The organism is Pseudomonas sp. DWP2-2 (assembly GCF_049897065.1).
Classification (GTDB): domain Bacteria; phylum Pseudomonadota; class Gammaproteobacteria; order Pseudomonadales; family Pseudomonadaceae; genus Aquipseudomonas; species Aquipseudomonas paracarnis.
In genome coordinates, this window is record NZ_JAFCVN010000008.1 from 81,040 (window position 1) to 95,751 (window position 14,712).

The 14,712-nt window shown below is 58.0% G+C and carries 8 protein-coding genes; 3 read left to right on the top strand and 5 right to left on the bottom strand.

The window, feature by feature from the left end:
• Positions 1-345 precede the first annotated feature (345 nt).
• From ACP7CZ_RS18370 to ACP7CZ_RS18390, 5 genes are all read right to left on the bottom strand, one after another.
• The gene (locus tag ACP7CZ_RS18370; protein ID WP_034126282.1) at positions 346-1,974 is read right to left on the bottom strand and encodes an ABC transporter substrate-binding protein; all 1,629 of its coding nucleotides are present in this window, start codon (positions 1,972-1,974) and stop codon (positions 346-348) included.
• A gap of 258 nt (positions 1,975-2,232) precedes the next feature.
• The gene (locus ACP7CZ_RS18375; RefSeq protein WP_054896908.1) at positions 2,233-3,834 is read right to left on the bottom strand and encodes an ABC transporter substrate-binding protein; all 1,602 of its coding nucleotides are present in this window, start codon (positions 3,832-3,834) and stop codon (positions 2,233-2,235) included.
• 97 nt (positions 3,835-3,931) lie between these two features.
• Positions 3,932-7,276 (bottom strand): dermonecrotic toxin domain-containing protein, encoded by a 3,345-nt coding sequence (locus ACP7CZ_RS18380; RefSeq protein WP_294160833.1) that lies wholly within the window; start codon positions 7,274-7,276, stop codon positions 3,932-3,934.
• A 184-nt stretch (positions 7,277-7,460) separates the two neighbouring features.
• The gene (locus ACP7CZ_RS18385) at positions 7,461-8,174 is read right to left on the bottom strand and encodes an SIMPL domain-containing protein (protein ID WP_034126285.1); all 714 of its coding nucleotides are present in this window, start codon (positions 8,172-8,174) and stop codon (positions 7,461-7,463) included.
• A gap of 125 nt (positions 8,175-8,299) precedes the next feature.
• Positions 8,300-10,747, bottom strand: a complete 2,448-nt coding sequence (locus ACP7CZ_RS18390; RefSeq protein WP_294160836.1) for a dermonecrotic toxin domain-containing protein — start codon at positions 10,745-10,747, stop codon at positions 8,300-8,302.
• Between the two features lie 214 nt (positions 10,748-10,961).
• Between ACP7CZ_RS18390 and ACP7CZ_RS18395 the strand changes: the two genes are divergently transcribed.
• The 3 genes from ACP7CZ_RS18395 (at position 10,962) to ACP7CZ_RS18405 (ending at position 14,601) form a co-directional block, all read left to right on the top strand.
• Positions 10,962-12,224 carry an ATP-binding protein gene (locus ACP7CZ_RS18395; protein WP_003188495.1) on the top strand — a complete coding sequence of 421 codons (1,263 nt, stop codon included), beginning with the start codon at positions 10,962-10,964 and terminating at the stop codon, positions 12,222-12,224.
• Positions 12,217-12,777, top strand: a complete 561-nt coding sequence (locus ACP7CZ_RS18400) for a response regulator transcription factor (protein ID WP_003171731.1) — start codon at positions 12,217-12,219, stop codon at positions 12,775-12,777. Before ACP7CZ_RS18395 ends, ACP7CZ_RS18400 begins: the two co-directional genes overlap by 8 nt.
• Before the next feature lie 99 nt (positions 12,778-12,876).
• Complete coding sequence (locus ACP7CZ_RS18405) at positions 12,877-14,601, top strand: ABC transporter ATP-binding protein/permease (RefSeq protein WP_054897034.1); 1,725 nt, start codon at positions 12,877-12,879, stop codon at positions 14,599-14,601.
• Positions 14,602-14,712 lie beyond the last annotated feature (111 nt).

Below are 14,712 nucleotides of genomic sequence, written 5' to 3' on the forward strand. Positions count from 1 at the left end.
TGGTGGCAAACAGAGCGGATACAACGGTGGTATGGCGCATGACGATCCCGGTCCTTGTTTGTAGTTATCAACAGCGAGCCTTCCTGCTGGCTTACAGCCAGGCAGACATCACTGATCCCACACACAGCAAGTGCCCTTCCCAGAGTGATGCCTCTGCTGTCCTACGACCTTATGGGGCGCTGACCTTGCAGTAAATGCGTCAATTCTGACTGACCTTGTAGGCAACGGAGGCACGGGTCGCAGTTCATTGCTGTAAGACGGCAACGCTTGCAAACGTAGTCTGTTTCCTAAGGTCCAGGCGGATGGAATAACGGCGACGTTATGAAACGTCGCCGTTATTGAACCTTACTTGCCGCTGACGCTAACGCCGTAGAAGGAATTCAAGCCAAACGGGCTGATCTTGAAGTCCTGCACGGTATTACGCATGGGTTGATACACCGTCGAGTGCGCGATAGGTGTCATCGGGACTGCATCTTTGAGGATATGTTGCGCCTGCTTATACAGCTCGGTGCGTTTGGCGACATCCGATGTGGCCTTGGCTTCTTTAACGATGCCGTCGAATTTCTTGTCGCACCATTTGGAGAAGTTGTTGCCCGACAGCGAGTCGCAGCCGAACAGCACGTTCAGCCAGTTGTCCGGGTCACCATTGTCGCCGCTCCAGCCAATGATCATGGCCTGGTTCTCGCCGCCTTTGGAGCGCTTGATGTACTCGCCCCACTCGTAGCTGACGATGTTGACCTTCAGGCCGATCTGTTTCCAGTCGTTCTGCAGCATCTCGGCCATCAATTTGGCGTTGGGGTTGTAGGGGCGCTGGACCGGCATGGCCCACAGGGTGATCTCGGTGCCTTCCTTGACGCCAGCGGCCTTGAGCAATTCCTTGGCCTTGGCAGGATCGTACTTGGCATCCTTGATGGTGGTGTCATAGGACCACTGGGTCGGCGGCATGGCGTTGACCGCCAGTTGGCCGGCACCCTGGTACACGGAGTCGATGATCTGCTGCTTGTTCACCGACATGTCCAGGGCTTCACGGACGCGCAGGTCAGCCAGCGGGTTCGCGGCGGTCTGGCCCTTGAGTACAGGCATGACGTTATAGGCGATGTAGCCCAGGTTGAAACCGGCCTGGTGCGGCAGTTTCAGGTCCTTGTCCTCACCCAGCGCCTTGAGGTCGGCCGGACGTGGGAACAGGGTGATCTGGCATTCGTTTTTCTTGAGCTTCTGGATACGCACCGACGGGTCGGTGGTGATAGCGAAGATCAGGTTATCGATCTTCACGTCTTCAGGTTTCCAGTAGTCCTTGTTGCCGGTGTAGCGAATGTTCGAGTCTTTCTGGTAGCTCTTGAACACGAACGGGCCAGTGCCGACCGGCTTCTGGTTGATGTCGGCAGGCTTGCCTTCCTTCAACAACTGCGCAGCGTATTCGGCGGACTGGATCGAGGCGAAGCTCATGGCCAGGTTCTGGATGAACGCGGCGTCCACGGTGCCAAGGGTGAACTTGACGGTGTGGTCATCGATTTTTTCGATGTTCTTGATGTTGGTGTCCATCCCCATGTCCGTGAAGTACGGGAACTCGGTGGGGTAGGCCTTACGGAATGGATCGTCTTTATTGATCATCCGGTTGAAGGTAAACAGTACGTCGTCAGCCGAAAATTCACGAGTTGGCTTGAAATACGGGGTGGTATGGAACTTGACGCCTTCGCGAAGGTGGAAGGTGTACGTCAGGCCATCCGGGGACACGTCCCAGCTAGTGGCCAGGCCAGGAACGACGGCGGTGCCGCCACGTTCGAACTGGCTCAGGCGGTTGAACATGGTTTCGGCCGAGGCATCGAAGTCTGTTCCGGTGGTGTACTGGCCTGGATCAAAACCGGCCGGGCTCCCTTCGGAGCAGAACACCAGGTTAGTTGCCGCAAGGGCTACGGGGGCTGCGGCCATAAGGCCAGCGCTCACTAATAACGGAAGGACTGCGTGTTTAAGCATGTTGGCCTCATGATTTGTTGTCATTTTTGGTGGTGAGGGCGACCTCGTGAGTCGGCCTGCGGATACTTATGCAGGCGCCATACCCAATGCAAGATGCAGAGCGGTTGCAAAGGGAAAACTGTGGTACGAACGTACAGGAATGTCGCAATTATGAAAGTCTCGACACAAAAGTGCCTGTTTGGAGGGTTTTTTCGGTGCAAATGGCGCACCAAAAAAGCCCAGCCGAGGCGTCTAGCGCACTCGGTTGGGGCGCGGCTGTTACTTATCTAGACCCACACCGTAGAACGGCGTTAGCCCAAACGGGCTGATCTTGAAGTCACGCACTTGCTTGCGCATAGGCTGGAAAACCGTCGAGTTCGCAATAGGCGTTATAGGTACTTGTTCCTTAAGGATTTTCTGTGCCTGTTGATACCACTTGATGCGCTGCTCGCGGTCGCTGCTGACCTTGGCTTGCTGCACCAGCTTGTCATACGCCGGGTTACACCATTTGGCGTAGTTGCTGCCCTTGACCGCAGCACAACTGTAGAGCACGCCCAGCCAGTTATCGGGGTCGCCGTTGTCGCCCGTCCAGCCATAAATCATTGCATCGTGTTCGCCATTTTTGGCGCGCTTGATGTATTCGCCCCACTCATAGCTGACGATGTTGGCCTTGATGCCGACCTTGGCCCAATCCTGTTGAATCATTTGTGCAGACATCCGCGCATTCGGATTTGAGGCGCGTTGTACGGTCATTGCCCACAGGTTGATGGTGGTACCTGGTGCAACCCCTGCTTCTTTTAGTAGCAACCTTGCCTTGGTCGGGTCGTAGGGGGCGTCCTGGATTTTCGGGTCATAAGACCACTGCGCGGGAGGTAGTGCGTTCTGCGCCAATTGCCCGGCGCCCTGGTACACGGCCTTGATGATTGCGGGCTTGTCGATGGCCATGTCCAGTGCCTGGCGAACCTTGAGTTGATCCAGCGGCGGGTGAGTCACGTTATAGGCCAGGAAGCCCAGGTTGAAGCCCGCTTGTTGCAGTACGCGCAGGTTGGGGTCTTGCTTCATCACCTCGATATCGGCGGGGCGTGGGTAACCGCTGACCTGGCATTCGCCCGCCTTGAGTTTCTGCAGGCGCGCGGCGGCGTCCGGGGTGATAGCGAACACCAGGTTATCGAGCTTCACATCCTCGGGCTTCCAATACTGTTTATTGGCCACATAACGGATCTGCGAGTCTTTCTGGTAGCGCTTGAACACAAACGGCCCGGTGCCGACCGGTTGCTGGTTGATCTGCTCCGCCTTGCCTTGTTTCAACAACTGGGTGGCGTATTCGGCCGATTGCACAGAGGCGAAGCTCATGGCCAGGTTTTGCACGAACGAAGCATCGACCGTGTTCAGGTTGAACCGCACGCTGCGTTCGTCGAGTTTTTCGACGTTCTTGATCGTGGTGTTCAAGCCCATGTCGGTGAAGTAGGGCGACTCTGAGGGGTAGGCCTTGCGAAACGGGCTGTCGGCATCGAGCAGGCGATTAAAAGTGAACAGCACGTCATCGGCGTTGAAGTCACGAGTCGGGGTGAAGAAGTCGGTGGTATGGAACTTGACGCCTTCACGCAGGTGAAAGGTGTAGGTCAGGCCATCCTTGGAAACATCCCAACTGGTGGCCAGGCCAGGTTCGACTTCGGTACCGCCGCGCTTGAACTGGGTCAGGCGGTTGAACACGGTTTCGGCGGACGCATCGAAATCGGTGCCGCTGGTGTACTGGCTGGGGTCGAAGCCGGCGGGGCTGGCTTCGGAGCAGTAGACCAGGGTGGTGGCTGCCTGGGTCATTGGTATAAAGGCCAGAAGGCTTGCGGCGAGGAGCAGTGGCTTGACGGCGATTTTTTCCATGGAGACCCCTGAGGCGGCGGGCATCTTAAAGCAGCCCAAACAAAAACGGCGGTCACCGAGGTTACCGCCGTTCAGCTGGCTTAGGTAGGGGATACCTTTATGCGGGGGATACCTCTATACGGGTGGGAGCCGACTTATCGATTGTAACGGGCGGGCCGTCTATTTCATTACTTTCACGAAGGGTGAAAGTCCGAGTGGCTGTTATGTTCACGTCATCGACGAGGGTGGACTCACCTCTAACATCATATTTCAGGTGCCATTGGGTGACTATTGTGACCTCGGTCTCATTTTTTAGAGGGTTGTAGTCGATGAAGTACTGCCGGTCGCCAACGCTGCTGCTATAGCCGTCTTTCACTCGCGGAGGTTGCAATTCAAACCACGCAGGAGCGGAAGAACCTTGATGAGCAACCTCTGAAATTGCCGCTCGCATGTCAGGATTGGGCACGGTGCGCTCAAATGTATCGATCCCGTCCCTTACCAGACCCTCACGAATTGACCCTTCTAAGTTATCTGGGATGGTCATTCCTGCTAGCTGCCGGGGTATGTTGATCTCAACGTTCTCCAGGCCAGGGCGTCTTATTGTGTAAGGGTCTCGGTCGATGTCTTTGATAAAGTATTCGGAGTAATTGCTGCTACCAAACGAGGAGGGGGAGGCTGTTTCCGATGCAAGTACGGTGAAATCCGCGCTGTCTGCTGTCCAGGAAAAGACAGGACGATTTTCTAAAATACCGTTATTTTCCCTGAAAGTGACGCCATATTTATAGTTCGCTTGCTCTTCAACGTTGAAATACTTGTCGAATAGGTCAGCGCCTTTCATTTTGGTGCCGTCTAACTCAATAAAATTATCCGATACATGTGCGGGCGTTTTTAAATCGTTACTGGGTGTCGGGGACTCAGGACGTTGCCACGGCCACGGCCATTTTATCCCGCCATCACCCGGTGCCCGCGCCCACTCTCCGTTACGCCCGGGTGTGATGACCATCAGCCCCGCGCCGTTATCGGGGTTGATGACTCTGGCAAATGCATCACCGGTCCGGTAACGCCCCGATATCTCAAATACCTTGCTCGCCCCCGTCTCGTCGGTAAGGCGCACTAACTGGCGCAGCACTCCCTGGCTGTCGGTTACTCGATAAACACCCAACGCGTCGCGAGGCGCGTTCTTTATCAGCTGTTCACCCTCCGGGACGGCATATTGCGCCATTGGAATGAGTGAACGGGATCTGGGGAGTGGGGCGTTAACGGAGTCGCTAACCACAGGGGTGCCTGTGGACGTCCCAGGTTGTGGTTCGCGAGCGTTTGCCCTGGGGAGAGGCTGGGGCTTAAGGCGCGGCAGTTCTTTTTCTGCGGGCAGTGCAAAAGGGTCTTCCGGCACAGCACTGGCACCGTAGGAAAACACTGTATTGAGTAAGCCATCGAACGCTTTGGAGGCGCCCTCATCCCGCTCTGTCACGGTGTCGCCAGACGAGGTTTTTTCTGCCCCTAGCGCCACCTCGGTCAACCCGGCCGCCACCGCTGCGGCGGCTACGGGCGCGGCGATGGGCGCGAGTTTGACCAGCAGGCCGGCGGCTACGGTGATGTCGTTCAGCCAAGTATCGCGAATCACCTCGCTGTTGGACTTGATGACTACATCGGCGTCACTGTTCATCCGTTCTTTGGCGGCCGTCGCCAATGTGGAAAAAACGTCGTCTTTAATGGCAGCGTGGCTGCGGTCAATCGCTGACCCCTTCAACTCACCACTGGCCATTTTCGCCAAGAGGGTGTCCAGGCCATCCTTCTTCTCGCCCACATGGGTGAACCACAGAATGGGCATCAGTACTTTTGCCGCGCGTTCAGCAAAGCTCTTGGTCTGGTCCTGGCGATAGATCATTGGGAAGTGAGCCGCCAGTGCTTCGCGTTTTGCAGGGTTCTTGGCTTGCTCGAGCAGCCACTGATCCAGCCTCTCAATAGAATCAAAGCGCAAGAATGCTGGTTCGGCGCCCGGTATATAGAGCACTTGCCGGCCACCGTCCGCAGCGCTGAATCTCACTATATCGCTGGACGTAACCCCGTGGAGGCTCAGGGCATGCGCTTGAACGTTGCCGTTTGCCGGTGCTTTGGCCTTGAGTTGTTCCACGGTGATCGGGGCGTTTTCATCGAGCGTAAGGTTGGACACGGCACCCATCACCAAACGGTAGTCGTCACGGGTGAACTGGTGCTCGGGCGCTTGCAAGGAACGTTCAAGAGGGGGTCTGCTCTCGGCGCTTTTCAATTGCTTGCGGGCCTGGAAGATGAATTCACCTTTGATCGTCGTCTCATACTCGTCGTTATGCGTGCTCCAGAAGTGGTCAATCTTCTGGGTCATTTGGGTCTGAAAGTCGGTTTTCCAGCTTTCATGCATCACTTGGGACGGCTTGAGGTCGATTTGATTGTGTTTGCCGTAGCCGTCTTTTTCGCTTTGCCCAGCAGGCTGGGTATACAGCCCCGCTTCCAGGTCCAGGTTGCCGGGCACCCAGTCGTGCTCGGAGAAGTTCTTCAGCAAGGCGTCGGGCAAGCGCAGCGAAGACCAGGGTTCTTGAAAGGTGTGTTCCCAGCCGGTCGCCGTGTCTGCGCTTTCGCCACCTTTGAAACGGTTCAAGTACACGGTGTCGGAGTCGATAGGTTTGCCCGTGAGTTTGAGCAGCAGGTCATCCGCCCACTTTTTGGCCTCTGCCCGCGTATTGGGCAGGTTGTCGGCGACGTCAACTGCCATGCGCTTGTAAGCCAAGGCTTGTGGTGCGGTGCTGTAGTAGTTGGCGGCGTTGTGTTTTTGCACCTGCAGCGCCTGTGGCGAGCGGCTGCTGGCAGGGCGCAGGCGGTCATCGGCGGGGATAGGATCGAAGGTGTCTTTGTGTTCCAGGTGCCTTATTTGTGTTCGAGCCTGTGACAGCTTTTGGGGAAGGGGCACACCTTCAAAGTTGGCCACCACTTTTGCGCTGACCTTGATGGAGTCCTTGCGCAGCCTCACACGTAAATCACCGTTATTTCCAGGGGCGATAACTTTTGCGGCGTCCAGCAATGGTCCTGAAATTTGTCCCCAGCCTGATGAATCCGAGAGATGGAAGGTTTTAGTTTTGCCCTCGACCTTGGCGGACAAGGTACCTGTAGACGGGTTGATTGAAAGCAAGGTGTCCGGGGCGAAGTGTTGTTCCTGCAGCCAGCCTTGTACCACGGCGTTTTCCAAATGCATGCGATACAGCCCAAGCCACTGGCCCAGAGTGCTCTGGGGCGGCACGGTTATAAGCCCGGCATTGCCGTGTAACACCTTACGTTGTGCGGCCTCGAGATAGGCCTTGAGCAGTGCTGTTTCGTCGGGTTGGGCGGTTTTTGCAGTGGGCGGTGTCGCCTGCGCTTGAATGGCCGACGTCGGTTTGGCGACTACGAGTGGCAGCGATAACCTGTGGGTTGAGTTGAGTGACAGGGACATAAATTCGGCTCTCATTGTATGAATAAATGCCAGCACATCCCTCCCTGGTAGCTATGGCAGTAATGAGTCGTGGAAGCCGGGCACTTGATTCCTGCGAGATGTACTGCTGGATATGACGTGGCGCTAACGCGCAAAAAAAAGGCGCAAGCCCCGTGGGGTTGCGCCGTTGTCCTGTCTAAAAAAGTTACTGTAAAACTTCGATCACGCCGTCGGCGCTCATGTTGACCTGGCTGGTGCCGGCTTCCACTTCAGGCGTCGGTGCTGAATCGGCCATGGCGGCTTTCATCATCATGCCGCCATTGCGGGCGTAGGGCATCGGGTAGCCATTAGTGTTGAAGTTCAGGTTGACGATCTTGTAGCCCTTGCCACCGAGTGCATCGGTAGCCAGTTGCGCACGCGCCTTGAATGCAGCCACGGCATCTTTGAGCAGCGCATCTTCGCTGGCCTTGCGCGTGGCATCGGCGATGGCGAAGTCCATGCTGTCCATCTTCAGAGTGTTGAGCAGCTCGCCGGTAAGTTTGGACAGTGCCGGGAAGTCCGCGCTTTCCATACGCAGTTCTGCACGTTCACGCCAGCCAGTGATCTTCTGGTTCTTGCTGTCGTAGATCGGGTAGCTGTTGCGGCTGCCCTGGCGCAAGGTCACGCCTTTGACTTCGCGAGCCTGGCCCAGCGCCTGGTTCAGGGTGGTGGTGATTTCGGCCGCGAGCTTGGCCGGGTCGGCGTTTTGCGATTCGGTGTAAAGGGTGACGATCATCTTGTCGCGGGCCACTTCCTGGCTGACTTCGGCGCGCAGGGAGATCTGGTTATAATTCAGTGCATCGGCGGCCATGGCCGGCAGGCTGGCCAGGGCGCTGGCGCTGAGGGTGAGAACAACTGCACTGCGAGTGAAACGAGACATGGAAGCTCCTGGGGATATTCGTGTTCGGTAAGACTGTAGACGTAGCCTTGGGGTTCGTCGGGTTTACCCAATACAAATAAATTTCAGCGTGGCGTGCGCTACCCTCACGCCACGCGAGGACCCTGTTACAGGTTGGCCCCTTTTGGAGTAAACGTCACAGGCTTGTAGCTGAAATTCCACCATTTGAACGGGTGATCGAAAATCGAATACGGGTTGGTCTTCACCGGCTTGAATTCTTTACCCGAAACGCCATCGTCGGGACTGGGATGATCGAAGGTTACAGGGGGTTTGCCACTTTCGTAGATTGTCTGGTTATCTCCCAGGATCTCTTCGGGCGAGTACCTGGCAGTCAGTTCACCTACATAGCCTTTCACTGGGCGTCCGGTGAGCCGCTGAAATTGAGCGGCGAAGGAGTTCTCGCCCTGCGCCCCGGAGTAACAGCTCAGAATGCGAATATTGTCATAGCTCTCCGGGAAGATGCCATTGCGCTTGAGCGTGTTGTACAACCCCTGCGGGGTGTGTTTGCCACCTTTGTAATAAATATGGGTGCCATCGCCATGGCCAATGATGTTGAGGCGATGCTCCAGGCCATTTTTATTCATGTCGGTGAAAATGTGCAGGTTGTCTTCGACTTTGACCAGGTTATCCTTGGTGCCCGTGAGGGTGACCAACTTACCGTCCGTCGACAGTGTTTCGGAGACCGGCGCCACAGGTTCCGATTCGGGGAGTAAGGAGGCAAAGTTATTGTCGACGTTAAGGTCGACCGAGGGCTTGCCCGGATGGGCATCAGTCACTGGCTGCCCAACAGGGCGTTGCGAACTGGCCGAGGCCCCTTCTTCCACCACTGTACCGGCCTGGGACACCAGGCGTGTGGCTACAGGCAGCGCGGCATTGAGCACGCCAAAAATCAAATGACCGACGCCGCCGGGTTTGCCCTTGGCCAAATCGTCGGCGCCAATGCCTGCTTCGGTGATACCCGAGGCGATGTACAGCCCATCCAACGCCAAAGCCACTTCGGGCACGGCGATGGCCACCGGGGCAAAGAGCATCGCGATCATGGCTGCCTTGCTGAGGCCCGACAGGATATTGGCTTTGGTGACGTCGGCATCGGAGGTGATCTGCGACTTGGCGTCGTCGAACGACCGATCGTATTGGCGTTGGCCGATCTGTTGAAAGACATCGGCGGTGGCGTCGATATCAGGGCCGGTATTTGAACGCCCGGTGGCGTTGAAGCGCTGGAGGCTCAAGGTCGTTGCAGGAGGCCAGGTACGGTGGTGCGCATATTTGGGCCACACGGCCATCCCTTTGAGCATTTCACGCACGCCGCTTTTGAACGGGCCGCTGTTCAAGTCCTTGAAGGTGAAGTGTCCTTCCAGTGCCTTGAGTTTTTCCGGGTCTGCGGCCTGGCTCGCCAACCACTGCTTCATTTGCTCTACGCTGTCAAAAGCGTGGATTGGCGAAGAGTTGCCCGGGATGACCAGCAGTGTGCGGTTGATCGGTTTGCCATCGGCACCCTGGCGGGTGTTTTTGTCGGTGATCACCATCAGGTCGGTGGATTTGTATTGCCCTACGCTCAACAGGCCTACGTCTAGTCCAGGATCGGGCCGCGTCGGGCGTGTGAGGTCGTTGAACAGCGTATCGGCCCAGGCCAGGGTGTTGCCAGGCAGCCCCGCTGCGCGCAGGACCAGTTGTTTGTCTTCCTGCGTCAGGCTGCCCTCCTGATGTTGCGAGTGTGCAGCTTTGACGAGTGCCGCCTTGGCCACAATAGGGTATTGACGGTCGTGCTTGTCCCAGAAGTCGTTAAGGAACTCGATGTAGGGGCGCTGGAAGTCGGTGGCCCAGACTTGCTCCTTGAAGTCCTTTGGCGACACTGACAGCTGGGTTGAAGGCGCATAGACCTGCGGGGTGCCGGGCGTGGAGGCGGTATAAATGCCTTGGTAGGTGTGGGTAATGTGGGCCGACTCGCGATTGGGGTTGAATCGGTCGGCGACGTCGAATACGCCTGGTGCAATATGGGGCAGGTGATCGACCAGCCTCACTGCTGGGCCGCCGGCATAATGAGGAACCAGCGCCCCCCTTCCTTCGGGCGTAGTCTGGCTGTTTTTTACCAGGGCGTCCGTCAGCGTAATCTGTTCGACCAGCTTGGCCGGGTAGGGCGGCTTGCCGGTAGTGTTGTAGTTGAACGTCGTCAGATACGTTCTGTCCGGGTCGATGTCCAGGTTCCACTTGTCCTTGAACAGTTGCTTGACCGTCTGCGCGGCATCTTGCGTTACCGACTTGAAGGCCAAGGCCAGGTTCTCGGCATTGCTGGCGCTGTCGATATTGATCCCCACATCCACGGGTACAATTGTTTTGTCATGGGCTCCCACCGTCTTGCCGGGATCGTGGTTCACGCTGACGAGTTCGTAACCGTCACCACCGTTATTGGATAAATCCCTGCGCACGCTTTCCACGAGGTATTGCTCGTTGTTTGGGCTCTGGTCTATCGCACGTCGCTGGCGGCTAAGAGTGGCACCTGATGGCGGTTCAGCGGTGTAGGGCCTTTGAGTGGGGAGTGCGTTATTCATCTGCATGAAAGCGTTCCTGCGTGGCGAGGCATGATGATGCCCATCGGTGGGCGGTAGGCCTCTGGGTGGTCCGATGCTCACCTTGGTTCCTGTAAGTAATGCGCCAAATTATGTGGGCAGGAGAAGGCCGCGCTGTGGCGGTTTGCCGCATAAGCCCTGCCGTCCTCGTGTCTTGGTTATACTCGGTGCGATATACCTGCAGCGCTCATCAGGAGAGCTCATGCTCGCCGCCGTAAAACTGACTTCCGCCACCCGCCAGAACCTTTGGCGCCTGACGTTCATTCGCACCCTGGTATTGGCCGCACAGGCCGGTTCCGTCGGGCTTGCCTATTGGTTCGACCTGCTGCCGCTGCCCTGGCTGCAATTGGCCGTGACCCTGGGGTTCTCCACCGTATTGTGTGTGTTCACCGCCATTCGACTGCGCACCACTTGGCCTGTGACCGAGCTGGAATACGCCTTGCAACTGGCCTGCGACCTGTTTATCCACAGCGTGTTGCTGTACTTCTCCGGTGGTTCTACCAACCCCTTCGTCTCCTACTACTTGGTGCCTTTGACCATCGCTGCCGTCACCCTGCCGTGGCGCTATTCGGTGGTGCTGTCGGGCATTGCGCTGACGCTGTACACCCTGCTGTTGGCGCAGTTCTACCCCTTGCAGACATTCCCGATCGCCCGGGAAAACCTGCAGATCTACGGGATGTGGTTGAGCTTCGCCTTGTCTGCGGCAGTCATTACCTTCTTTGCCGCGCGCATGGCCGAAGAATTGCGCCGCCAGGAAGAACTGCGCGCCATTCGCCGTGAAGAGGGCCTGCGTGACCAGCAACTGCTGGCCGTTGCCACCCAGGCCGCTGGCGCCGCCCATGAGTTGGGCACGCCGCTGGCGACCATGAGCGTGCTGCTCAAGGAAATGACCCAGGACCATCACGATCCGGCCCTGCAGGATGATTTGAGCGTACTGCAGGAGCAGGTCAAACAGTGCAAGTTGACACTCCAGCAACTGGTGCGCGCCGCCGAAGCCAACCGCCGTCTGGCGGTCGAAATGCAAGATGTCACCCAGTGGCTCGATGAGGCGCTCAACCGCTGGCACCTGATGCGCCCCGAAGCCAGTTACCGTTTCAACTTGTTGGGCCAAGGCAGCGTACCGCGCATGGCGCCGCCGCCGGACTTGACCCAGGCGCTGCTCAACTTGCTGAACAATGCAGCCGACGCCTGCCCTGAAGGCCTCGGGGTGCAGTTGGACTGGGACGCGGAAAACGTCACCATCAGCATTCGTGACCACGGCGCGGGCGTGCCGCTGGCCATTGCCGAGCAAATCGGCAAACCCTTCTTTACCACCAAGGGCAAAGGCTTCGGCCTGGGCCTGTTTTTGAGCAAGGCCAGCGTGACCCGCGCGGGCGGCTCAGTGAAGCTCTATAGTCATGAGGAAGGTGGCACGCTCACCGAGCTGCGCCTGCCCCGTGTCGCACGAGGAGATATCGATGAGTGACGAGATCCAAGTCGAAGGCGAAGAACTGCCGCACCTGTTGCTGGTAGATGACGACGCGACCTTTACCCGCGTGATGGCGCGCGCCATGAGCCGGCGCGGTTTTCGCGTCAGCACCGCAGGTTCTGCCGAAGAGGGCCTGACCATCGCCCAGGCCGACCTGCCGGACTACGCCGCCCTCGACCTTAAAATGGACGGCGACTCGGGCCTGGTGCTGCTGCCAAAGCTGCTGGAACTCGACCCGGAAATGCGCGTGGTGATCCTCACCGGTTACTCCAGCATCGCCACCGCCGTCGAGGCGATCAAGCGCGGCGCCTGCAATTACCTGTGCAAACCCGCGGATGCCGACGACGTGCTGGCCGCCTTGCTGTCCGAGCATGCCGACCTCGACACCCTGGTGCCGGAAAATCCGATGTCGGTGGACCGCCTGCAGTGGGAACACATCCAGCGCGTGTTGACCGAACACGAAGGCAACATCTCCGCCACCGCCCGCGCCCTGGGCATGCACCGCCGCACGCTGCAACGCAAGTTGCAGAAGCGCCCGGTACGACGCTGAACGGCGACTGAACAACTCGCTTCAGGCTGCACGGACGCACGAACCGATCACCTATGATCGGTTCAAACGCCTGTGACTTTTTCCTACCGAGCCTGAACGATGAATCAGAATGCTGAATATCGCGCGGTCAACGACGCGGTGCGTGGGCAATTCTTCCGCCGAACCTGGGCGATGATCACACCCTATTGGCGCAGTGAAGAGAAGGGCAGGGCCTGGCTGCTGCTGGCCGCAGTGATTGGCCTGTCGCTGTTCAGCGTGGCGATCTCCGTGTGGATCAATCACTGGTACAAAGACTTCTACAACGCCCTGGAGAAGAAAGACACCGCGGCCTTCTGGCAACTGATCGGCTATTTCGGCGGGATCGCGGCGGTGGCGATACTCGGCGCGGTGTACCGCCTTTACCTGACCCAAATGCTGACAATCCGCTGGCGCGCCTGGCTCACCGAAAAACACTTCAGCCGTTGGCTGGCCCACAAGAATTATTACCAGCTGGAGCAGGGCGGCTACACCGATAACCCGGACCAGCGGATTTCCGAAGACCTTAACAACTTCACCTCCGGTACCTTGAGCCTGGGCCTTGGGTTGCTGCGTAACGTGGTCAGCCTGGTGTCATTCTCGATCATCCTGTGGGGCGTCTCGGGTAGCATCGAAGTGTTCGGCGTCACCATCCCCGGTTACATGTTCTGGTGTGCACTGCTGTACGCCGCTGTGGGCAGTTGGCTGACGCACTTGATCGGCCGGCGCTTGATCGGCCTGAGCAACCAACAGCAACGCTTCGAAGCGGACCTGCGTTTTTCCATGGTGCGGGTGCGTGAGAATGCCGAAAGTATTGCCCTGTACAACGGCGAGCCGAATGAAAGGCAACGCCTGAGTTCGCGCTTCGGCAAGGTCTGGCAGAACTTCTGGGACATCATGAAAGTGTCCAAGCGCCTGACCTTTTTCACCGCTGGCTACAGCCAGATCGCGATCATCTTCCCCTTTATCGTCGCCGCGCCGCGCTACTTCACCGGCAAGATCGAGCTGGGCGAGCTGATGCAAATCAACTCGGCGTTCGGCAACGTGCAAGAGAACTTCAGCTGGTTTATCAACGCCTATTCGGAGCTGGCGACATGGCGCGCCACCAGCGACCGTCTGCTGAGTTTCCAGCAGGCCATGAGCGACAACGAGCAACGCACGCCGGCGATCGACGTGCGCCCTGAAGGCGAGCGCCTGGTGATCAAGGACCTGGGCATGGACCTGGCCGACGGCCGCCATTTGCTCACCGACGCCGACATGACCGTGGAGCCTGGTCAGCGCGTCATGCTCAGCGGGCGTTCCGGCAGCGGCAAGAGCACTTTGCTGCGGGCGATGGGGCATCTGTGGCCCGCCGGTCATGGCAGCATTCGCTTGCCGGCGACGCGCTACCTGTTCCTGCCGCAAAAGCCTTACCTGCCGATTGGTACGCTCAAGGCCGTGTTGAGTTATCCACAGGACGACAGCGTCTATTCACCAGAACGTTATGCACAGGTGCTGGAAACCTGTCGCCTGCCCCATTTGGTCAGCCGCCTGGATGAAGCCAACCACTGGCAACGCATGCTCTCGCCCGGCGAGCAACAGCGCCTGGCCTTTGCCCGCGCGTTGTTGTTTGCACCGCGATGGCTGTACATGGATGAGGCAACCTCGGCCATGGATGAAGAAGACGAGGCAACCCTGTACCAAGCGTTGATTGATGAGTTGCCGGAGTTGAGCATCGTCAGCGTCGGCCACCGCAGCAGCCTCAAGCGTTTCCATGGGCGGCATGTGCGCATCGACGGTGGGCGGTTGCAGGAACAACAACTCACTTGAGTGCCTGCTCGCTCAATGTGGGAGCCGGGCTTGCCCGCGATGGCGGAGTGCCTGAGGCAGGTGTGTCAACGGGCACACCGCTATCGCAGGCAAGCCAGCTCCCACAGGGGC

What these genes read in the sequence shown, in the direction of transcription:
- ACP7CZ_RS18385 (WP_034126285.1), bottom strand. Translation starts at nt 8,174, where the DNA reads ATGTCTCGTTTCACTCGCAGTGCAGTTGTTCTCACCCTCAGCGCCAGC.
- ACP7CZ_RS18390 (WP_294160836.1), bottom strand. Translation starts at nt 10,747, where the DNA reads ATGCAGATGAATAACGCACTCCCCACTCAAAGGCCCTACACCGCTGAA.
- ACP7CZ_RS18395 (WP_003188495.1), top strand. Translation starts at nt 10,962, where the DNA reads ATGCTCGCCGCCGTAAAACTGACTTCCGCCACCCGCCAGAACCTTTGG.
- ACP7CZ_RS18375 (WP_054896908.1), bottom strand. Translation starts at nt 3,834, where the DNA reads ATGGAAAAAATCGCCGTCAAGCCACTGCTCCTCGCCGCAAGCCTTCTG.
- ACP7CZ_RS18370 (WP_034126282.1), bottom strand. Translation starts at nt 1,974, where the DNA reads ATGCTTAAACACGCAGTCCTTCCGTTATTAGTGAGCGCTGGCCTTATG.
- ACP7CZ_RS18400 (WP_003171731.1), top strand. Translation starts at nt 12,217, where the DNA reads ATGAGTGACGAGATCCAAGTCGAAGGCGAAGAACTGCCGCACCTGTTG.
- ACP7CZ_RS18380 (WP_294160833.1), bottom strand. Translation starts at nt 7,276, where the DNA reads ATGTCCCTGTCACTCAACTCAACCCACAGGTTATCGCTGCCACTCGTA.
- ACP7CZ_RS18405 (WP_054897034.1), top strand. Translation starts at nt 12,877, where the DNA reads ATGAATCAGAATGCTGAATATCGCGCGGTCAACGACGCGGTGCGTGGG.